Here is a 19,770-nt window from a genome sequence, read left to right as displayed (position 1 = left end):
ACTTGATCAGTGGACTGCGGGGGCACGTCAGGGTTCTGTTTTTCTGCCGTAGAGCTGTCGATTCCGGCAAGAACATCAAGATAGGCACATCAATGCACCTTCCTTGAGGCCCTGCTATCACAGCACCCTAGCCTTGGTAACGCGATCCACCAGATAGACTAGTCCGTGGTAGTCAATGCCGCCATGTTGCGTCAGACCGATCTCACAGGTGCGGCTGGTAGAAATGCCCTCGCTGCATTGTTGCACCGCGTCCTTGAGCGTGCGCAGCGAATGGGCATTCAATTCTGGCGTGGTGAAACCCTTGTCTCCAGCGAACCCACAGCAGTGAATGCCTTCCGGAATGACCACGGTTTTGCTGCACTTGCGCGCCAGATCGATCAGCGCCTGGCTTTCGCCCAGATGCTGGGTGCTGCAGGTGACGTGCACCGCAATCGGTGCTTCCTGCGGAGTGAAATCCAGGCGATCCATCAAATGTGTGCGGATGAAACGCACCGGGTCGTACAGGTCCAGTCGAACCTCGCCCAAATCCTCGACCAGCCGTAAGGTGCAAGGGCTGGTGTCGCAGTAAATCGGGTCGAGTCCGCCGCGACTGGCGTGCAGCAAGGCGCCGATCAGTTCCTGGCGTTTGTGTTCGGCCTGTTCGGCGTAACCTTTGGAGGCAAATGGCTGGCCGCAGCAAAGGTTGTCCTGATTATCCGGGAAGACCACTTGGTAACCGGCCTTTTCCAGCAGCCTGCGGGTTTTGTCGTACAGCGACATTTGCTCTATATCACCCGCCGCCGGGCCCATGACCCGCGATACACAGGCCGCCAGGTACACCACCCGGGGGCGCTCGTCCGACACGGTCGGGCTGAAACGAATGGCTTTTTCCGGCTGCGGCATGGCGTTGGTCCATTGCGGGATCTGACCTTTGGACAACTTGGTCAGCGTCGCCGAGAGTTTCGCCAGGCGTGGTGCTCCCAACAGCATCCGAGCGCCATTGGCGACGTGCAGGGTGAATCGGGCGCCTTGCAGCGCGGTGGCGAAATTGCTTTCCAGCCAGTTGGCGGTTTTCGTACGCGTTGCGTTACGGCTGCGGAGCTTTTTCACCAACTCGCCGGTATTGATGCCTACAGGGCAGCGCTGCGCACAAAGACCGGTGGCGGCGCAGGTGTCGATGCCTTGATATTCGTAAGCGGCTTCGAGTTCGGTTGTATCAACGCCTGCGCGTTTTTTCGCCTGAATATCCCGCCAGATCACGATGCGCTGGCGCGGGCTCAGGGTCAGGCCTTTCGAGGGACATACCGGTTCGCAGAAGCCGCACTCAATGCACTTGTCCACAATCTCGTCGGCGGCCGGCAATGGTTTCAAATGCTTGAGATGGATCTGCGGATCCTCGCTGAGCACCACGTCCGGGTTGAGAATGCCGTTGGGGTCGAGCAGGCGTTTGAGCTGCCACATCAGCTGGTAGGCATCGCTGCCCCATTCCAGCTCGACGAAGGGCGCCATGTTGCGTCCGGTGCCGTGTTCAGCCTTCAGCGAGCCGCCGAATTCCACCGCCACCAACTGCGCCACGTCGTCCATGAACGCCTGATAGCGTGCGACTTCTTCCGGATTGTTGAAGCCTTGGGTGAAGACGAAATGCAGATTGCCTTCCAGTGCGTGTCCGAAAAGGATCGCTTCGTCGTAGTGATGTTTGTCGAACAACTCGATCAGGCGGTTTACGCCGATGGCCAGTTGTTCCACCGGGAAGGTTACGTCTTCGATAATCACGGTTGTGCCGGTTTTACGCACGGCGCCGACGGCGGGGAAGGTATCTTTGCGGATCGCCCAGAGGCGGGCGTTTTCCACCGGGTCTTCGGTGAAGTCGACCTGTTTCTCCACCGGGAACGAGGTCAGTGACGCCATGATCTGCGCCAGTTGTTCCTGCAGCAAGGTGGACGATGCTGCGCGGGATTCGATCAGCAACGCGCAGGCATTGTTCGACAGGTGCTGTACGAACGCGGGCATGCCAGGTTTGCTCTGTACCGAGCGCAGGCTGCGACGGTCCAGAAGTTCCACGGCCGACACCGGTTGGCTTTTCAGCACGGTTACGGCGTTACAGCAGGTTTCCACGTCCGGGAACACGATCAGCGCCGACGCCTTGTTCGGGTGGTCAATCACCGTGTCGTACGTCACCGCACTGATAAAGCCGAGGGTGCCTTCAGAGCCCACCAGCAAGTGGCTCAAGATATCCACAGGCTCGTCAAAATCCACCAGCGCATTGAGTGACAGTCCGGTGGTATTTTTCAGACGGTATTTGTGGCGGATTCTTGCAGCCAGTTCGGCATTGGCGCGAGTCTCGCGGCCCAAGGTGGCCAAGCGTTCAAGCAGTGAGGCATGGCTTTGACGAAACGCCGCCACACTGGCCGTATCTTCGGTATCGAGGCGGCTGCCGTCGGCCAGTACCAGCCGAATGCCGGCCAGCGTGTGATAGGTGTTCTGCGCCGTGCCGCAGCACATGCCGCTAGCGTTGTTAGCGACGATGCCGCCTATTTTGCAGGCGTTGATCGAGGCCGGGTCCGGGCCGATCTTGCGTCCGAACGGGGACAGCCAGGCGTTGGCCTGCGCGCCGATCACGCCCGGTTGCAGGCGGATTTGCATGCCTTGGCCACGGATCTCGCGACCGTTCCAGTTATCCCCCAGCACGATCAGCACCGAATCGCTGATGGCCTGGCCAGACAGGCTGGTGCCAGCGGCGCGGAACGTTACCGGGACTTGATCTCGCTGCGCCAGTTTGAGTAGCGAAACCACTTCGTCTTCCGACTCGACACGAATCACCAGTTTCGGAATCAGTCGATAGAAACTGGCGTCAGTGCCGAAGGCCAAGGTCGACAGTGGGTCGTCGAAACGTCGCTCTTGGGGAATCAGTTGCTGTGCATCTCTCAGGAAAGCCGCCGATAGACTCATTGGTCCTCCAGGATTAAAACCACCAGGTCTTTCGGACCGTGCGCGCCGTAGGCCAGGATTTGTTCAATGTCTGCGGTTTTTGACGGGCCGGACACTAACAAGGCATTGGTCGGCATGCCTTGGGCCCAGTTGAATTCCTGCTGCACCTGATAGAAGTTGTCGCGGATCTCGCTGGCCTTGAGCAGGGCGAAATGCACCGGCGGTACCAGGCTCATCAAGCGCGGTTCTTCACGCGTCGGCCAGAGAATCAGGCTGCCTGTCGCGGCGATTGCGCCGAGAGTGCCGGTGAGGCTGGCTGGGGTGTCATTGAACAACTCGGCTTTCCATTCTTCAACCGGGCGGTCGTAGGCTTTGAGCGTCGGCAGCCCCGGATTATTCGCCCAATGTTGTGAGAGGCGTTGCCCGTGAGGCGTCGTCGGCGCGATCAACAGGCTTGGTAACTGACGATCCCGCAACAACTGGGCCAGCAGCGAAGGCCAACCTTCGCCCGACGTCAGATGGATTTCGGTGTGCACCGCTTCCATCAGTTTGCGCAACTGCGGGATGCGTTGCTCGGTCGTGTAGGTGTAGGGCGCTGTCACCAGTTCGACGTCGAACTCGTCAGGCACAGGCGTGGTGCCAGTCAGACTTTTGCGTAACTTGGCGAGGATGTTTTGCTTGGCGCTCATCAGCGGTCTCCCTGTTTGCCCAGATGTTCGCGGGCCATGTCGTGCAGTGAGCGGGCAGCGGGTTTTGGTGCGCTGTGGTTTTGCGTCCACGGTCCGACATTGTTCGGCGTCAGCGCGCGCAGGCGAGTGGCTAAGAAACCGAACAGGCGATACAACGTCGGCGAGCTGTTGAGCATGGCCCAGGCGTTCCAGATGAACCGCTCTTTGCGCGAATACTTACTGCCTTGGCCGCGCATGACTTGATGCGGGCTGTCCGGCGCTTTGACGTTCTCTTCCCGCAGGCGTCGCAGCAGTGCCGGGATAGGGATTTTTACCGGACAGACTTCGCCGCAAGCACCGCAAAGCGATGACGCGCTGGGGTGGTCCGGGACTTTCGCCAGGCCGACCATGTGCGGCGTGATGATTTTTCCGATAGGCCCAGGGTAAACCTCCCCATAGGCGTGGCCGCCGATTCGGGTGTAGACCGGGCAATGATTCATACAGGCGCCGCAGCGGATGCAGTTCAGGGTCTGGCGCAGTTCGCTGTCGGCAAACGCCTGGCTACGACCGTTGTCGAGCAGCACCAGGTGCACTTCTTGAGGGCCGTCGAGTTCATGCTCCTTGCGTGGGCCGGAGATCATGTTGACGTAGGTGGTGATCGGAATACCCAGCGCCGAGCGGGTCAGCAGCGACAACAGCGGCACCACGTCGCGCAGGTTTTCCACGACTTTTTCAATGCCGGTTACGGCAATGTGCACTGGGGGTACGGCGGTGGTCATGCGACCGTTGCCTTCGTTTTCCACCAGCAACAGGGTGCCGGTTTCGGCCACGGCGAAGTTGACGCCGGAGACGCCGATGTCCGCTTCGAAGAATTTCTGCCGCAAGACTCTGCGACCGATCTGAATGAGTTGGTCAACGTCCTTGGTGTATTCCACGCCAAGTTTGTCGTGGAACAAGGACGCGACCTGACCGGCATTCTTGTGGATCGCCGGCATAATAATGTGTGAAGGCTTCTCGTGGTCGAGCTGGACGATGTACTCCCCCATGTCCGACTCCAGGCATTCAATGCCTTGAGCTTCGAGGACATGGTTCATCTCCATCTCTTCGCTGACCATCGATTTGCCCTTGATCACTTGCCGCCCCTCGTGAGCGCGGATGATCGAGAGGACGATGCCATTGGCTTCGTCCACCGTTTCCGCCCAGTGCACTGTCACACCGTTGCGGGTCAGGTTCTGTTCAAGCTGCTCGAGCAGGTCGGGCAACTTGGATAACGCACGGGCGCGGACAGCATTGCCCAGCGCTCGCAAATGTTCTCGCTCGTGGGCATCGCTGAAAGACGCTGCCCGCTTGGCCATCAGTGAATCCATCGCAGTGCGAAAGTTGTTTCGCAGTTGCTTGTCGTCCAAAGCCTTGTGGGCCCTGGCGCGGAAATCTTCTTCGACGCTGACCGTCGGAATAATCGTGGAAGTGCTCATCGGGCACCTCCGGTTCGCTGCCAGAGGAAACTGGCCAGGTGTTGGCCGCGCAACGCTTCCTTTTGTTTCTCCAGCGAGCCGTTGATGTTCATCAGGCAACCGCAGTCGGCACTGAGTACCTTGTGTGCGCCGGACTCCTTCAACGACCGGGTCTTGTCCGCCACCATCGCACCGGAAATGTCTGGCATACGGACGCTGAATGTCCCGCCAAAGCCACAACATTCACTTTCGTGATCGTGATTGACCCGCTCCACATTGCTCAGTTGCGACAACAACTCGCGACCGTGCAGGTGGGTGTTCATCTCGCGGCGTGCCGAGCACGACGTGTGCAACGCCACTTTGACCGGCTCGCCGCTGTCCTTGAGCTGCACTTTGCAGACAAACAACAGGAACTCGGCCAGTTCATACGTCCTGGCCGCCAGGGCTTGAACCTGTTTCAACGTGTCCGGCTCGTCCTTGAACAAGTCGGCGTAGTGCTCGCGCAACATCCCGGCACAGGATCCCGAGGGCACCACCACCGGATAATCCCCGGCAAACAGCGCCAGTTGCGAGCGCGCCACCGTCCTTGCCTGCTCGGTGTAGCCCGAGGTGTAGGCCGGTTGTCCGCAGCAGCTTTGCCCTTGCGGGTACTCGACACGAATGCCTTCGCGTTCCAGCAAGTGAATCGCGTCCATCCCGGCTTCCGGGTAGAACAAATCCACCACGCAGGTCCCGAACAGGTAGACCCGTGACGGTTTCTCGCTGGGGTACTGCCGAGGCTCGGGCAGTGGCGGGGCGACGCGGGTCGCGTTCGGCACAGCGTTGTAAAAAAGCTCGCTCATCAGGCGTCTCCGGGTGGTCCCGGTTAACCGTCCGCTGCGGCTGCTGAAAATAGTGTCGGCATCTTTCAGCAGCCTTGCAGACCGGGTTGTGAATTGCTGGCGCTGGAATCGTGCTCCGGCGTCGGTTTTTGCGTTTTAACCTGTAGTACTTAATGCACCAACATGCCGGTAAACCAGTAGGCCTGAGCCAGGGTGATCAAACCGACTATCGTTGCAAAGAATAGGCTGTGCTTGAGGGTGAAGCGGAACAGATCCGATTCCTTGCCCACCAGACCGGTCGCGGCGCAGGCCACGGCGATCGATTGTGGCGAGATCATCTTGCCGGTCACGCCGCCACTGGTGTTCGCCGCCACCAGCAACACATCGTTGACACCGATCTGGTGCGCGGTGGTCGCTTGCAACGAGCTGAACAGGGCGTTGGAGGAGGTGTCGGAACCGGTCAGGAACACACCCAGCCAGCCGAGGAACGGCGAGAAGAACGGGAAAGCTGCACCAGTGCCGGCCAGTACCAGGGCCATGGTCGACGACATGCCCGAGTAGTTGGTGACGAAAGCAAACGCCAACACCATGCCGATCGACAGAATCGGCCAGCGCAGCTCGTAGAAGGTCTCTCTAAAAGTGGTCAGACCAATTTTGATGTTGATCCTCAATATCAGCATCGAGATCAGCGCGGAGAAGAAAATAGCAGTGCCGGTTGCGGAGATCGGATCGAGTTTGAACACCGCCGGAATAGCGGTTGGAGCCGCTACGATCGGTGCAACCTTGATCACCATTTGATCCAGGTGCGGGATGGCGAAGTTGAACACCCAGCTGTACATCGAGCCGCCGGCAGCGAACATCGCCTTGAACGGTTTCAGGGTCCAGATGGTGACCAGCACGGTGAGGATCAGGAACGGCGACCAGGCTTTGATGATTTCCAGGAGGCTGTAAGGCGAAGCGACGGTGGTGCGCTTCTGGCCGAAACCACCGGCGCTGGCGGTCACCACGGACGCCGAGACGGCGCCGACGATGTGCTGGCCGGCGGCGCGTTTCGGCTGCCAGACTTTAAGGAACAGGGTCAGGGAAATCAGGCTCACCAGGGCCGAGGTGATGTCTGGCAGTTCCGGGCCAATGAAGTTTGAAGTGAAGTATTGGGTAATAGCAAAGCTCAAGCCGGCCACCAGCGCGGCAGGCCAGGTTTCCTTCACGCCGCGCATGCCGTCCATCATGAACACCAGCCAGAACGGCACGAACAGCGACAGCAGCGGCAGTTGGCGACCGGTCATGGCGCCGATCTTGAACGCGTCGATGCCGGTCACTTGCCCGGCGACGATGATTGGAATCCCCAAGGCGCCGAATGCGACGGGCGCGGTGTTGGCGATCAGGCACAGGCCGGCCGCATACAGCGGATTGAAGCCCAGACCGACGAGCAGTGCTGCGGTGATTGCTACCGGTGCACCGAAACCAGCGGCGCCTTCGAGGAACGCACCGAAGCAGAACCCGATCAGCAACACTTGCAAGCGCTGGTCGTCGGTGATCGACAGTACCGAACTGCGGATCACTTCAAACTGGCCGCTCTTGACTGTCAGTTTGTAGAGGAACACGGCCGCCACAATGATCCAGGCGATGGGCCACAGTCCGTAAGCAAAGCCATAACCGGCGGCGGCGAACGCCATGTCGACCGGCATCTGGAAGGCAAAGATCGCCACGGCAATGGACAACGCCAGGGTGATGCTGCCGGCCACGTGGCCTTTGAGGCGGAACACCGCCAACGCCAGGAAGAAAAACACGATAGGGATAACGGCCGCGAGGGCGGAGATGCCGAGACTGCCGAGCGGGGTATAGAGCTGTTGCCAGGTTTGCATATGGGGTGGCCCCTAATTGTTGTTGGTCAGGCACTGTGCAGCGTTCTTGGTTAATTGGTAATACCAATTTACAATCGCTGTTGGCTAGGGTAAAAGCGTTATGTGCGGTGTGTCAATTTGCCGCCCTAAAACTTTTGTCGAATAAGCCGTGCGCAATGCTGCTGACCGGTTTGATCGAGCGTCGTCTTGCCAGGTGCTGGCGTCGCGCCAATAGGCCAGAATAGAGAGCCCGGCGAGCGGTCGGGATCGTGGAGAATTGAGTTATGGGGTTTGATCAGATTCGTCAGCGCCGTTTGTCTGACGATATTGTCGAGCGGCTCGAGGGGATGATCCTCGAAGGCACGCTAAAGTCCGGTGAGCGCTTGCCGGCTGAACGTGCACTGGCCGAGCAGTTCGGCGTGTCACGCCCTTCGTTGCGCGAGGCGATTCAGAAACTGGCCGCCAAGGGCTTGCTGGTCAGTCGTCAGGGCGGGGGCAATTATGTCGTCGATTCGTTGGGGTCGACCTTCAGCGATCCATTGCTGCACCTGCTGGAAAATAACCCCGAGGCGCAGCGCGATCTGCTGGAGTTTCGCCACACCCTGGAAGCGTCCTGTGCTTATTACGCGGCATTACGCGCCACTGATGTGGACCGTGAGCGGCTGACAGCTGCGTTTGAAGTATTGCAGGATTGTTATTCGCGTCATGACGACGTGAGTCGGGCCGAAGAAGGCGCGGCGGACGCCAGTTTCCACTTGGCCATTGCTGAAGCCAGTCATAACGCGGTGTTGCTGCACACGATTCGCGGGCTGTTCGATCTGCTCAAGCGCAATGTGGTGACCAACATTGGCGGCATGTATAAACAACGCACCGAAACCCGCGACATGCTGATCACGCAGCACCGGGAGTTGTACACGGCGATTATCGAAGGGCGAGCGGAGCAGGCGCGGGAAGTCTCCAGTCGACACATTTTGTATGTGCAGGAAGTGCTGGAAGAGGTGCGTCAGGAAGTGCAGCGTATGGCTCGGGCGGAGCGGCGCAAGGGGATGTAGTCAGTTGGATTTGCGATGATTTGTGCTATCGCCTTCGCGAGCAGGCTCGCTCCCACACTGTATTTGTGAGCGACACAAAACAAATGTGGGAGCGAGACCGGCTTGCCGGCGATGGCGGTATCAAGCAGCAGGGGAATTAATCTTCCTTGCCCTTGTTGCGCACAGCACGCGCCAATTCACGACCGGCGTCGCGTTCGCGTTCGGTGTCACGCTTGTCGTATTCCTTCTTGCCCTTGCCCAGCGCGATCTCGCACTTGACCATGTGCTTGCTCCAGTACCAGGACAAGCACACGCAGGCATAACCTTTTTGCTGCACGGCGGTGGCCAGCTTTTCCAGCTCGCGACGGTTGAGCAGCAATTTTCGGGTACGGGTCGGGTCAGCGATGACGTGGGTGCTGGCCGTCATCAGCGGCGTAATGTGGCTGCCGAGCAGCCAGGCTTCGCCATCCTTGAGCAGCACGTAACTGTCGACCAGTTGCAGCTTGCTTGCCCGCAAACTTTTTACTTCCCAGCCGGCCAGGACCAGACCAGCCTCGAACTTATGCTCGATGAAGTAATCGTGTCGCGCCTTTTTGTTCTGCGCGATGGTCCCTGTGGGGTGTTTCTTCTGTTTAGCCATAGGGGCGGCATTATAGGGAGTTGCGCGCGAGTCGGCTACGGTATCGCTACGTGCTTGAGCAGGTTGATTGAATCCCGGACAATGCGGCCTCTTTTTTGAACGCTTGGGCGTGATAACGATGTCGACAGACAAGGTTTCTGTCCACGGCAGTTGGGCTAGCCGCTGGGTCTTCATACTCGCCGCGACCGGTTCGGCCGTGGGCCTGGGTAGTATCTGGAAATTCCCGTACATGGTCGGCGTCTACGGCGGCGGGGCTTTCGTGCTGATGTTCCTGGCCTGTATCGCGCTGATTGGTGTGCCGGTCATGTTGGCTGAAACCCTGATCGGGCGTCGTGCACGGCAAAGTCCGGCCAACGCCTTGAAGGTGCTGGCGCTGGAGGCAGGGCACTCGGCCAAGTGGTCCTGGGGCGCTTTCGCCGGGATGATCACGGCGTTGCTGATCCTGTCTTTCTATAGCGTGGTCGGCGGCTGGTCGCTGGATTACATCATCGACATGGGGCGTGGCGATTTTCAGGGGGTGACGGCTGATCAGGTCGGCGCGTACTTCGGCAATGTGATTGCCGATCCGTGGCGCCTGACACTTTGGCACACGATTTTCATGCTGCTGTCGGCCGTCGTGATCGCCAAAGGCGTGGTCGCCGGGCTTGAGCGCAGCTTGCGCATCATGATGCCGCTGCTGTTTGTGATGGTTATCGTTCTGCTGGGTTACAGCATGACCACCGGCCATTTCATGGATGGTGTGCATTTCATGTTCGACTTCCACCCGGAAAAAGTCCTCGACGGTTTGCTGCCCGCCATGGGTCACGCGTTCTTTTCGCTGAGTGTGGGTGTTGGCTCGATCATGATCTACGGCGCTTATATGCCGAAGCACTCGTCGATTTCCGGCACTATCGTCGGCGTGGCGCTGCTCGATACGTTCGTTTCGTTGGTGGCCGGTCTGGCATTGTTTCCGATTGTGTTCGCCGCGGGTCTGAACCCGAGTGAAGGCCCTGGCCTGATGTTTGTCAGTCTGCCATTTGCCTTTGGTAACGTAGCGTTTGGCCAGTTGATGGGCGTAGTGTTCTTCGTGCTGGTCGCGGTCGCCGCCTGGAGTTCGGCGATTTCACTGCTGGAGCCGATGGTTGCGTACCTGGTTGAGCGCACCAAAGTCAGCCGCGCCTGGGTGACGTTCTGGTTGGCATTCATCTGCTGGTTCGTCGGGCTGGGCACGGTGTTTTCCTTCAATATCTGGAAGGAAGCCAAGTTTTTCGTGAACGAAGGCGGAATGTTTCACCTCTACCAATGGGGCGCGGCCGGCGGTCTGGACTTCTTTGGCGTGATCGACTTCTTCACCTCGCGGATCATGTTGCCACTCGGTGGTTTGTGTTTCGTGGTGTTTGCAGGCTGGATCATGGGGCGTGAAGCGGTGCGTGACGAGTTGTCGATCCGCAGCCCGATGCTGTTTGGCTTGTCCCTGTTCTTGATGCGCTATGTGGCGCCCATCGGCATTCTCGTAGTGTTTGCCGCCCAGCTGTGGAAGTGACGCTGACATGACGACGCATATTCAACGTTCGGCCCTGCTGCCGTACCCGGCGCAGGCCCTGTATGACCTGGTCAACGACGTAGCGCGTTATCCCGAGTTTCTGCCATGGTGCTCGGCTGCCGAGGTGCTGGAAAGCTCACCTGAGCATATGCGTGCCAGTGTGGGTGTGGCCAAGGGTGGTTTGAGTCAGCATTTCGTTACTCGAAACACATTAGTGCCCGGCCATTCGATCGAAATGAATCTTGAAGAAGGCCCTTTCACTCAATTGCACGGCATCTGGGTGTTCAAGCCGCTGACTGAGAAGGCCTGCAAAATCAGTCTGGACCTGTCGTTCGACTACGCCGGACCGATTGTTCGCGCGACGCTGGGGCCCTTGTTCAATCAGGCTGCCAACACGCTGATGGACGCGTTCTGCCAGCGCGCCAAACAGATTCATGGTTGAGTCCGTGATCGAGGTCGAGGTGGTGTATGCCGCCGTTGATCGTCAGGTATTGCAGGTGGTCGCTGTGCCTGAGGGCACATCGGTGCGCGAAGCGTTGCGCCGATCTACGGTCGGCGCTCAATTTCCTGAGCTGGATCTGGGTAATTGCCCGGTGGGAATATTCGGCAAGGTCATTGCCGACCCGCAGGTGCGCCCGGTTCAGGCAGGAGATCGCATCGAGATTTACCGGCCATTATTGGCGGATCCGAAGGAGGTTCGTCGGTTGCGTGCCGCCAAGGCGGCCGAGGCTAAAGCCCGGAATCAGTGAGTCGCTAAACGCTGGACAATAAAAAACCCGGATATTCCGGGTTTTTTATTGCGTCGCAAATTATTGCGGCGTGGTGCCCAGCGGTTCTGGCGTCGGGACTGGGACCGTTTCTACGCCGTCGACGTCCTTCTGGATCTGGTCCAGCAACGAACCTGGCTTGACCGGTTTTTCCGGTTTCGGCAGCTCGAGGTGTTCTACTGGTTCTTTGATTGGCGTGTCGGTGCCGAGAATGGCTTCATCGCGGCTCATGCCGGGCATGAAATCACCAGAAAGGCTGACAAGCTGATCATTTGAGTTGAAGATAACGGTAACGCGTTCCTGCTGGCGTTCACCGCCCCCCGGTTGCATGCTGTACAGATAATCCCAGCGATCGGCGTGGAACGTGTCGGTCAGCAGAGGGTTGCCCATGATAAACCGTACTTGCTTGCGGGTCATTCCCGGGCGTAACTGGTCTATCATGTCCTGCGTGACGACATTGCCCTGCTGGATGTCGATTTTGTAAACCCCGGGGAATGAACAACCGGCGAGTGCGAGCAGTCCCACAAAGGTGAAACTGGTTAGCAAGAGCTTGGTGTTTTGCATCGGTGGGCGACTTCCACTATCTTGGCTGGGACAACGTAAACGCCGATCATACCCGCATTAAGAGAAGCTGCGAAGCAGCATCGCGAGAAAGCTGACCATGGTTGAAAATAGCGAACTACGCAAAGCCGGCCTCAAAGTGACCCTGCCACGGGTCAAAATTCTGCAAATGCTCGATTCCGCCGAGCAGCGCCACATGAGTGCCGAAGATGTATATAAGGCGCTGATGGAGGCTGGTGAGGACGTCGGTCTGGCCACGGTTTACCGTGTACTGACTCAGTTCGAGGCAGCTGGCCTTGTGGTGCGGCACAACTTCGACGGAGGCCACGCGGTCTTCGAGCTGGATGATGGCAAGCATCACGACCATATGGTCAATGTCGAAACCAGCGAAGTGATCGAATTCTTCGACGAAGAAATCGAGCGCCTGCAGAAAGCCATCGTCGACAAGTATGGGTTCGAGATGGTTGATCACAATCTGGTGCTGTACGTACGCAAGAAAAAGTAAGCATGTCGCGCGAATTTCACATTCGCGAAACGAACGAAGGCGACCCCAGGGTCGCCTTCGTGCTGTCTGCCGTTCTTAAATTTTTGCGGTGACGACCATTTTTTTCGCGTGAGCCAAGGACTCCTTGGTCAGGTCGATGCCACCCAGCATTCGCGCCACTTCCTCCACTCGATCATTCTTGCTCAGCTTGGAAACGGCTGTGTGGGTCGCCTCTTCGCCGCGAACCTTGTGCACGAATAAATGTTGGTGACCCTGCGCCGCCACTTGCGGCAAGTGAGTCACTGTCAGCACTTGCCCGCGCTCTCCGAGGCGCCGCAACAACTGGCCTACGATCTCGGCGGTCGGACCACCGATACCCACGTCCACTTCGTCGAACACCAGTGTCGGTACACGAGAGGTCTGTGCGGTGATCACCTGAATCGCCAGGCTGATCCGCGATAGCTCACCGCCGGATGCCACTTTGGCCAGGGCCTTCAATGGTTGGCCAGGGTTGGCGCTTACCAGCAACTCGACCTGCTCAAGGCCGTTAGGCAGCAACTCATCACTGCTGTTAGGGCGCAGTTCGATAGTGAAGCGACCACCAGGCATACCCAGTCGTTGAATCTCTTGTTCGACGGCGCTGGCCAGGCTGCTCGATGCTTGATGGCGCAAGTCACTCAGCTCGCGCGCCTTCTCCTGATAATGGCGGGCATAGGAAGCTAGCTCATCGCTTAGCCGTTCGATGGATTCATCGTTGGCATTCAGGGTTTCGATTTCATCCAGCAGCCGCTGCTGCATCTCTGCGACTTCCGTCGGCTGGATGCGGTGTTTGCGGGCCATGGTGTAGATCGCATCGAGGCGTTCTTCCAGATATTGAAGTCGCGCCGGATCGGCGTCGAAATTGTCGAGGAAGCGGTTCAACTCGCCCACTGCTTCTTCTACCTGAATCTGCGCACTGGTCAGCAGACTGCTGGCTTCACCCAGGGCGCCGATCGAATTGTTGACGCTCGAGAGGCGGTTGAGGCTGACGGTCAGGGCGTTCAGGACATTGCCGGAATCACTTTCGCTGCACTGCTCGACGACTTGTCGGCAGATGCCCAGCAACGTTTCGGCGTTGGTCAGGTTCTTGTGTTCCTGTTCCAGTTGCTCCAGCTCGTTTTCACCGAGACCGAGGTTCTCCAGCTCTTCAAGTTGATAGCTGAGCAATTGATGCCGAGCGCGTTGCTCGTCACCGGAGTTGGAAAGGCGTTCCAGTTCCTGGCGGGTCTGGCGCCAGCGTTGGGCCGCCAGTTGGACCTGGCGGGCAAGGTCCGTCGCGCCGGCGTACTCGTCGAGCAGGCGGCGGTGGGTGTCGGTCTTGAGCAGCGATTGGTGTTCGTGCTGGCTGTGGATATCGATCAGCAGCTCGCCCAGGGCTTTGAGGTCGCCGAGCGGGCAGGGCGTGCCGTTGATATAGCCGCGGGAGCGGCCTTCGGCGGTGATCACCCGGCGCAGGATGCACGGGCCATCACTTTCGAGGTCGCGCTCGGCGAGCCAGGCGCTGGCTTCCGGGATGTCGACCAGGTCAAAGGTCGCCAGAATGTCGGCCTTGTCGGCGCCGGGGCGAACCACGCCACTGTCGGCTCGATCGCCCAGCGTCAGACCCAGGGCGTCGAGCATGATCGACTTGCCGGCGCCGGTTTCCCCGGTGATCACGCTCATCCCACGATCGAGTTCGAGATCGAGGTGTTCAACGATGGCGTAGTTATGTACGGACAGGTGCACCAGCATAAAGGCCGCTCCCAGGCTTTAGGTCTGGTTATTTATACAGTGTTTTATTTGCGCCTGACAATGCCCCTGCTTGGCTCTATTTGCTCGGTCTGACGAAATGCCTGGTGCATCGGCTAATCGCAATGCAGCGCTTTTTGTAGGGTTAATCACAACAACCCCCTTGAAGCTGATTTTTGCGGCCCCATATACCGGGGCAGAAGCGTGAGTTGAGCTCACGGACGATATTGAAAGGAGAAATCTATGGCTGACGAACAGACAGTGGATACGCAAAATCAAGACGCCAACCAGGGCTCCGCGGCTTCGGGTGAAGACCTGGCGGCTCGTGTACAAGTGCTCGAAGAGCAACTGGCAGGCGCGCAGGATCAGGCTTTGCGTGTTGCCGCCGATCTGCAGAACGTCCGCCGTCGCGCCGAGCAGGATGTAGAAAAAGCGCACAAATTCGCCCTGGAAAAATTCGCAGGCGATTTGCTGCCGATCGTCGACAGCCTGGAGCGTGGTCTGGAGTTGTCCAACCCGGACGACGAAACCATCCGCCCAATGCGCGAAGGTATCGAGCTGACCCTGAAAATGTTCCAGGACACCTTGAAGCGCTATCAGCTGGAAGCCATCGATCCGCATGGCGAACCGTTCAATGCTGTTCAGCATCAGGCAATGGCCATGCAGGAAAGCGCCGACGTCGAGCCGAACAGCGTGCTCAAGGTGTTCCAGAAGGGCTATCAGCTCAATGGTCGCCTGCTGCGCCCGGCCATGGTCGTGGTCAGCAAGGCCCCTGCGCCAGTTTCGCCTTCGATTGACGAGCAGGCTTGAAATTGGCCGCAAGGCCCCCATTTATAAGTCAAGCGTTTAAGTGCTACCGCAGTTAGCCACCACTGCTGCGGCAACCAAATCCAAAGTTTCGGGAGAGTGAACATGGGCAAAATTATCGGTATCGACCTGGGGACTACCAACTCCTGCGTCTCCGTGCTGGAAAACGGCGTAGCCAAAGTTATTGAAAACGCTGAAGGCGCGCGTACTACGCCGTCGATCATCGCTTACGCCAACGATGGCGAAATCCTCGTGGGCCAGTCGGCCAAGCGTCAGGCTGTGACCAATCCGCATAACACCCTGTACGCGGTGAAGCGTCTGATCGGTCGTAAGTTCGACGAGGAAGTCGTACAGAAAGACATCAAGATGGTGCCTTACAAAATCGCCAAGGCTGACAACGGCGACGCATGGGTGGAAGTGAACGGCCAGAAAATGTCGCCGCCACAAATCTCGGCTGAAATTCTGAAGAAAATGAAGAAGACCGCCGAAGACTACCTCGGCGAGCCAGTGACTGAGGCGGTGATCACCGTTCCGGCCTACTTCAACGACAGCCAGCGTCAAGCCACCAAAGACGCCGGCCGCATCGCGGGTCTGGACGTTAAACGTATCATCAACGAACCAACCGCGGCCGCTCTGGCTTACGGTATGGACAAGGCGAAGGGCGATCACACCGTGATCGTTTACGACCTGGGCGGCGGTACTTTCGACGTTTCCGTGATCGAAATCGCAGAAGTCGATGGCGAGCACCAGTTCGAAGTACTGGCCACCAACGGTGACACGTTCCTGGGCGGTGAAGACTTTGACATTCGCCTGATCGACTACCTCGTCGACGAGTTCAAGAAAGAAAGCGGCATGAACCTCAAAGGTGACCCGCTGGCCATGCAGCGCCTGAAAGAAGCCGCTGAAAAAGCCAAGATCGAACTGTCTTCGAGCATGTCGACCGATGTGAACCTGCCGTACATCACTGCAGACGCTACCGGTCCTAAGCACTTGAACGTGAAGATTTCCCGCGCCAAGCTGGAAGCACTGGTTGAAGACTTGGTTCAACGCACCATCGAACCTTGCCGCATCGCTCTGAAAGACTCCGGTATCGACGTTGGCGCGATCAACGACGTGATCCTGGTAGGCGGTCAGACCCGTATGCCACTGGTTCAGAAGCTGGTGACCGAGTTCTTCGGTAAAGAAGCTCGTAAAGACGTGAACCCGGACGAAGCTGTTGCCATGGGTGCTGCTATCCAGGGCGCGGTATTGGCCGGCGACGTTAAAGACGTTCTGCTGCTGGACGTCAGCCCGCTGACCTTGGGTATCGAAACCATGGGTGGCGTGATGACCGCGCTGATCGAGAAAAACACCACGATTCCTACCAAGAAATCGCAAGTGTTCTCGACTGCCGATGACAACCAGGGCGCTGTGACCATTCACGTGCTGCAAGGTGAGCGCAAGCAAGCGGCTCAGAACAAGTCCTTGGGCAAGTTCGACCTGGCCGAGATTCCACCAGCACCACGTGGCGTGCCACAAATTGAAGTGACCTTCGACATCGACGCCAACGGCATCCTGCACGTAGGCGCCAAAGACAAGGCCACCGGCAAGACTCAGTCGATCGTGATCAAGGCTAACTCCGGTCTGTCCGAGGAAGAAATTCAGCAGATGATTCGCGATGCTGAAGCCAACGCCGAGGAAGATAGCAAGTTCGCAGAGCTGGCCGCTGCCCGTAACCAGGGCGATGCACTGGTTCACTCGACGCGCAAAATGGTCGCAGATGCTGGCGACAAAGTGACCGCTGAAGAGAAGACTGCCATCGAAGCTGCAGTGGTTGCCCTGGAAGCCGCCGTCAAAGGCGACGACAAAGCTGCAATCGAAGCCAAGGTTGAAGAGCTGTCGAAAGTCTCTGCTCCAGTGGCGCAGAAGATGTACGCCGAACAGGCTCAGCCTGCTGAAGGCGCGGCACCGCACGACGAAAAAGCTGAAAAGGCTGACGACGTTGTCGATGCCGAGTTCGAAGAAGTCAAAGACCACAAGTAAGTTGTTGGTCGCCCGGTTGACTGCCTTCAGGCGGTGACTGGTAGGATGTCGCCGCGCGGGAGCTTGCTCCCGCGTTGGCGTGTCTGGAGTTAGCGAATTTTTACAGCATGCGACAGCGCTCGGATGTTGGGTATGGCCGGGAATGCTCCTGCTTTTCGAGCCGAAAGTACCGTAATGAATCAAAGACCAGGATCGTTGAATTGACGTGAGTTGGGTCCGGGCCTGTATTGGGGCTCAACGAGTTTGGCAAGGCTCAGGAGAGGTTTGCCGGACGTCCTTAAGAGTGCAAAGACTTATGGCAAAGCGTGACTATTACGAAGTATTGGGTGTTGAGCGTGGCTCAAGCGAAGCGGACCTGAAAAAGGCCTACCGTCGCCTGGCGATGAAGCACCACCCGGACCGTAATCCCGATGACAAAGCGTCGGAAGATATGTTCAAGGAGGCCAACGAGGCCTACGAAGTACTGTCCGATTCCAGCAAGCGCGCGGCCTACGACCAGTACGGTCATGCCGGTGTCGACCCAAGCATGGGCGGCGGCGGTGCCGGGTTTGGCGGTCAGAACTTCTCCGACATCTTTGGCGATGTCTTCAGTGACTTCTTCGGTGGCGGTCGCGGCGGTTCCCGTGGCGGTGCCCAGCGCGGCAGCGACCTGCGTTACACCCTGGAATTGAATCTGGAAGAGGCGGTGCGCGGTACCACCGTGAATATCCGCGTTCCGTCACTGGTCAACTGCAAGCCGTGCGACGGCTCGGGTGCCAAAAAAGGCTCCTCGCCAGTCACTTGCCCGACGTGCGGCGGTATTGGCCAGGTCCGCATGCAGCAGGGTTTCTTCTCGGTGCAGCAAACCTGCCCGCGCTGCCACGGCCAAGGCAAGATCATTTCCGATCCGTGCAGCTCCTGCAATGGCGAAGGTCGTGTCGAAGAGTACAAAACCCTTTCCGTGAAAGTGCCGGCCGGTGTCGATACCGGTGACCGCATTCGTCTGTCCGGCGAAGGCGAGGCAGGCGCTCAGGGTGGGCCGACGGGCGACCTGTACGTAGTGATCAATGTGCGCGAGCACGCGATCTTCCAGCGTGACGGCAAGCACCTGTTCTGCGAAGTGCCGATCAGCTTTGTCGATGCGGCGTTGGGCGGTGAGCTGGAGATTCCGACCCTCGATGGTCGAGTCAAACTGAAAATCCCTGAGGGGACCCAGACCGGCAAGCAGTTCCGTGTTCGCGGCAAAGGCGTTGCGCCAGTGCGTGGCGGCGGAGCAGGTGATTTGATGTGCCGTGTGGCGGTCGAAACCCCGGTCAACCTGGGTCGTCGTCAGCGTGAATTGCTGGAAGAGTTCCGCAGCTCCCTGGCGGACGACAACAGCCATTCGCCAAAAACCACCGGTTGGTTTGAAGGTGTGAAGCGCTTCTTCGGCGATTTGTAAGGAGACAGGCATGCGACGTATTGCAGTGATGGGCGCCGCCGGGCGCATGGGCAAAACCCTGATCGAAGCGGTGCAGCAAACGCCAGGCGCCGGTCTGACGGCTGCCATTGATCGTCCTGATAGCACGTTGGTTGGCGCAGATGCCGGTGAGTTGGCTGCGCTGGGCCGTATCGGTGTGCCGTTGTCGGGTGATCTGGATCGGGTGGTTGACGAGTTCGACGTGTTGATCGACTTCACGCACCCGACGGTGACGCTGAAGAACCTCGCGTTCTGCCGCAAACATCACAAGGCGATGATTATCGGCACCACCGGTTTCGGCGTTGAAGAGAAGCAATTGCTGGCGGAAGCGGGCAAGGACATTCCGATCGTCTTCGCCGCCAACTTCAGTGTCGGCGTCAATCTTTGCCTGAAGTTGCTCGACACGGCTGCTCGCGTGTTGGGTGATGATGTCGATATCGAAATCACTGAAGCCCATCATCGGCATAAAGTCGATGCGCCGTCCGGTACCGCTGTTCGCATGGGTGAAGTGATTGCCGATGCGCTGGGGCGTGATCTGAAGAAAGTGGCGGTTTATGGTCGTGAAGGCCAAACCGGCGCTCGTGCTCGCGAGACAATCGGCTTTGCCACCGTGCGTGCCGGTGACATCGTGGGTGATCACACGGTGCTGTTCGCTGCCGACGGTGAGCGTGTCGAGATCACCCACAAGGCGTCGAGCCGCATGACCTTTGCCAAGGGCGCGGTGCGTGCTGCGTTGTGGCTGGATGGTCGTGAGCCTGGCCTTTATGACATGCAAGACGTACTCGATCTGCGTTAAGATGCACCCGAAATCGGGTTCAAGCCCTGCGTTTGAGCCCGTTTTTACCCCGCCAAGCGACGACCTGTCGCATTCTCCAGCCTTTCGGGCTCATTGGCGGTAGACCAAAAATGCCTTTTTCTGTAAGCTACAGCTTTAGTGTGTCCACTAAAAGCGCGCAGAATTATTCGGTGAAGAAGCGGGGTGACGTGTCCATACGTCACTCCGCTTTTTTACAACCTGCGATCGCCCTTTCAGGCTT

The 19,770-nt window shown here is 58.4% G+C and carries 17 protein-coding genes; 9 read left to right on the top strand and 8 right to left on the bottom strand.

Going from position 1 to position 19,770, the window contains the following annotated elements; genetic code table 11:
* Positions 1-117: 117 nt before the first annotated feature.
* The 5 genes from AC1DWM_RS18035 to AC1DWM_RS18015 form a co-directional block, all read right to left on the bottom strand.
* Entirely contained in the window at positions 118-2,928 is a 2,811-nt protein-coding gene (locus AC1DWM_RS18035) for an FAD-binding and (Fe-S)-binding domain-containing protein (protein ID WP_223516344.1), read from the bottom strand.
* Entirely contained in the window at positions 2,925-3,596 is a 672-nt protein-coding gene (locus tag AC1DWM_RS18030; protein WP_477795790.1) for a LutC/YkgG family protein, read from the bottom strand. Before AC1DWM_RS18030 ends, AC1DWM_RS18035 begins: the two co-directional genes overlap by 4 nt.
* A complete protein-coding gene (locus AC1DWM_RS18025) occupies positions 3,596-5,050 on the bottom strand; it encodes a LutB/LldF family L-lactate oxidation iron-sulfur protein (RefSeq protein WP_477795789.1) in 1,455 nt (484 codons plus the stop codon). Before AC1DWM_RS18025 ends, AC1DWM_RS18030 begins: the two co-directional genes overlap by 1 nt.
* Positions 5,047-5,871 carry a (Fe-S)-binding protein gene (locus tag AC1DWM_RS18020; RefSeq protein ID WP_477795788.1) on the bottom strand — a complete coding sequence of 275 codons (825 nt, stop codon included), beginning with the start codon at positions 5,869-5,871 and terminating at the stop codon, positions 5,047-5,049. Before AC1DWM_RS18020 ends, AC1DWM_RS18025 begins: the two co-directional genes overlap by 4 nt.
* Positions 5,872-6,020: 149 nt before the next feature.
* Positions 6,021-7,715, bottom strand: a complete 1,695-nt coding sequence (locus AC1DWM_RS18015) for a lactate permease LctP family transporter (RefSeq protein ID WP_223516352.1) — start codon at positions 7,713-7,715, stop codon at positions 6,021-6,023.
* 263 nt (positions 7,716-7,978) lie between these two features.
* Between AC1DWM_RS18015 and AC1DWM_RS18010 the strand changes: the two genes are divergently transcribed.
* Entirely contained in the window at positions 7,979-8,746 is a 768-nt protein-coding gene (locus AC1DWM_RS18010; RefSeq protein ID WP_223516354.1) for an FCD domain-containing protein, read from the top strand.
* Between the two features lie 136 nt (positions 8,747-8,882).
* Here the strand turns inward: AC1DWM_RS18010 and smpB are convergent, their stop codons facing one another.
* Positions 8,883-9,365 carry an SsrA-binding protein SmpB gene (smpB, locus tag AC1DWM_RS18005; RefSeq protein WP_007942908.1) on the bottom strand — a complete coding sequence of 161 codons (483 nt, stop codon included), beginning with the start codon at positions 9,363-9,365 and terminating at the stop codon, positions 8,883-8,885.
* A gap of 118 nt (positions 9,366-9,483) precedes the next feature.
* On the opposite strand from smpB, the gene AC1DWM_RS18000 reads away from it, so the two are divergent.
* From AC1DWM_RS18000 to AC1DWM_RS17990, 3 genes are read left to right on the top strand one after another with little or no spacing between them, the layout of a single operon-like run.
* Positions 9,484-10,887, top strand: a complete 1,404-nt coding sequence (locus tag AC1DWM_RS18000) for a sodium-dependent transporter (protein ID WP_223516356.1) — start codon at positions 9,484-9,486, stop codon at positions 10,885-10,887.
* A 7-nt stretch (positions 10,888-10,894) separates the two neighbouring features.
* Positions 10,895-11,329 (top strand): type II toxin-antitoxin system RatA family toxin, encoded by a 435-nt coding sequence (locus AC1DWM_RS17995; protein WP_223516357.1) that lies wholly within the window; start codon positions 10,895-10,897, stop codon positions 11,327-11,329.
* Entirely contained in the window at positions 11,322-11,636 is a 315-nt protein-coding gene (locus tag AC1DWM_RS17990) for an RnfH family protein (RefSeq protein WP_223516359.1), read from the top strand. Before AC1DWM_RS17995 ends, AC1DWM_RS17990 begins: the two co-directional genes overlap by 8 nt.
* A 60-nt stretch (positions 11,637-11,696) precedes the next feature.
* Here AC1DWM_RS17990 and AC1DWM_RS17985 read toward each other — a convergent pair whose 3' ends face one another.
* Positions 11,697-12,218, bottom strand: a complete 522-nt coding sequence (locus AC1DWM_RS17985; protein ID WP_223516361.1) for an outer membrane protein assembly factor BamE — start codon at positions 12,216-12,218, stop codon at positions 11,697-11,699.
* 97 nt (positions 12,219-12,315) lie between these two features.
* On the opposite strand from AC1DWM_RS17985, the gene fur reads away from it, so the two are divergent.
* Entirely contained in the window at positions 12,316-12,720 is a 405-nt protein-coding gene (gene fur / locus AC1DWM_RS17980; protein ID WP_003197684.1) for a ferric iron uptake transcriptional regulator, read from the top strand.
* 75 nt (positions 12,721-12,795) lie between these two features.
* Here the strand turns inward: fur and recN are convergent, their stop codons facing one another.
* Entirely contained in the window at positions 12,796-14,469 is a 1,674-nt protein-coding gene (recN, locus tag AC1DWM_RS17975; RefSeq protein ID WP_477795787.1) for a DNA repair protein RecN, read from the bottom strand.
* A 240-nt stretch (positions 14,470-14,709) separates the two neighbouring features.
* Here recN and grpE point away from each other — a divergent pair, with 240 nt between their 5' ends.
* From grpE to dapB, 4 genes are all read left to right on the top strand, one after another.
* Complete coding sequence (gene grpE, locus AC1DWM_RS17970) at positions 14,710-15,276, top strand: nucleotide exchange factor GrpE (RefSeq protein ID WP_223516365.1); 567 nt, start codon at positions 14,710-14,712, stop codon at positions 15,274-15,276.
* 102 nt (positions 15,277-15,378) lie between these two features.
* Complete coding sequence (gene dnaK / locus AC1DWM_RS17965; RefSeq protein ID WP_223516367.1) at positions 15,379-17,295, top strand: molecular chaperone DnaK; 1,917 nt, start codon at positions 15,379-15,381, stop codon at positions 17,293-17,295.
* Between the two features lie 295 nt (positions 17,296-17,590).
* On the top strand, positions 17,591-18,715 hold the full coding sequence (gene dnaJ / locus AC1DWM_RS17960; protein ID WP_223516369.1) for a molecular chaperone DnaJ: 1,125 nt from the start codon (positions 17,591-17,593) through the stop codon (positions 18,713-18,715).
* A 10-nt stretch (positions 18,716-18,725) separates the two neighbouring features.
* A complete protein-coding gene (dapB, locus tag AC1DWM_RS17955; protein WP_223516371.1) occupies positions 18,726-19,529 on the top strand; it encodes a 4-hydroxy-tetrahydrodipicolinate reductase in 804 nt (267 codons plus the stop codon).
* Positions 19,530-19,770: the final 241 nt, after the last annotated feature.

The organism is Pseudomonas sp. P4_C8, from assembly GCF_056401975.1.
This window is presented reverse-complemented; position numbering and strand designations above follow the sequence as displayed.

Coding starts and splice junctions, on each gene's coding strand:
- AC1DWM_RS18035 (WP_223516344.1), bottom strand. CDS start 2,928: ATGAGTCTATCGGCGGCTTTCCTGAGAGATGCACAGCAACTGATTCCC.
- AC1DWM_RS18030 (WP_477795790.1), bottom strand. CDS start 3,596: ATGAGCGCCAAGCAAAACATCCTCGCCAAGTTACGCAAAAGTCTGACT.
- AC1DWM_RS18025 (WP_477795789.1), bottom strand. CDS start 5,050: ATGAGCACTTCCACGATTATTCCGACGGTCAGCGTCGAAGAAGATTTC.
- AC1DWM_RS18020 (WP_477795788.1), bottom strand. CDS start 5,871: ATGAGCGAGCTTTTTTACAACGCTGTGCCGAACGCGACCCGCGTCGCC.
- AC1DWM_RS18015 (WP_223516352.1), bottom strand. CDS start 7,715: ATGCAAACCTGGCAACAGCTCTATACCCCGCTCGGCAGTCTCGGCATC.
- AC1DWM_RS18010 (WP_223516354.1), top strand. CDS start 7,979: ATGGGGTTTGATCAGATTCGTCAGCGCCGTTTGTCTGACGATATTGTC.
- smpB (WP_007942908.1), bottom strand. CDS start 9,365: ATGGCTAAACAGAAGAAACACCCCACAGGGACCATCGCGCAGAACAAA.
- AC1DWM_RS18000 (WP_223516356.1), top strand. CDS start 9,484: ATGTCGACAGACAAGGTTTCTGTCCACGGCAGTTGGGCTAGCCGCTGG.
- AC1DWM_RS17995 (WP_223516357.1), top strand. CDS start 10,895: ATGACGACGCATATTCAACGTTCGGCCCTGCTGCCGTACCCGGCGCAG.
- AC1DWM_RS17990 (WP_223516359.1), top strand. CDS start 11,322: ATGGTTGAGTCCGTGATCGAGGTCGAGGTGGTGTATGCCGCCGTTGAT.
- AC1DWM_RS17985 (WP_223516361.1), bottom strand. CDS start 12,218: ATGCAAAACACCAAGCTCTTGCTAACCAGTTTCACCTTTGTGGGACTG.
- fur (WP_003197684.1), top strand. CDS start 12,316: ATGGTTGAAAATAGCGAACTACGCAAAGCCGGCCTCAAAGTGACCCTG.
- recN (WP_477795787.1), bottom strand. CDS start 14,469: ATGCTGGTGCACCTGTCCGTACATAACTACGCCATCGTTGAACACCTC.
- grpE (WP_223516365.1), top strand. CDS start 14,710: ATGGCTGACGAACAGACAGTGGATACGCAAAATCAAGACGCCAACCAG.
- dnaK (WP_223516367.1), top strand. CDS start 15,379: ATGGGCAAAATTATCGGTATCGACCTGGGGACTACCAACTCCTGCGTC.
- dnaJ (WP_223516369.1), top strand. CDS start 17,591: ATGGCAAAGCGTGACTATTACGAAGTATTGGGTGTTGAGCGTGGCTCA.
- dapB (WP_223516371.1), top strand. CDS start 18,726: ATGCGACGTATTGCAGTGATGGGCGCCGCCGGGCGCATGGGCAAAACC.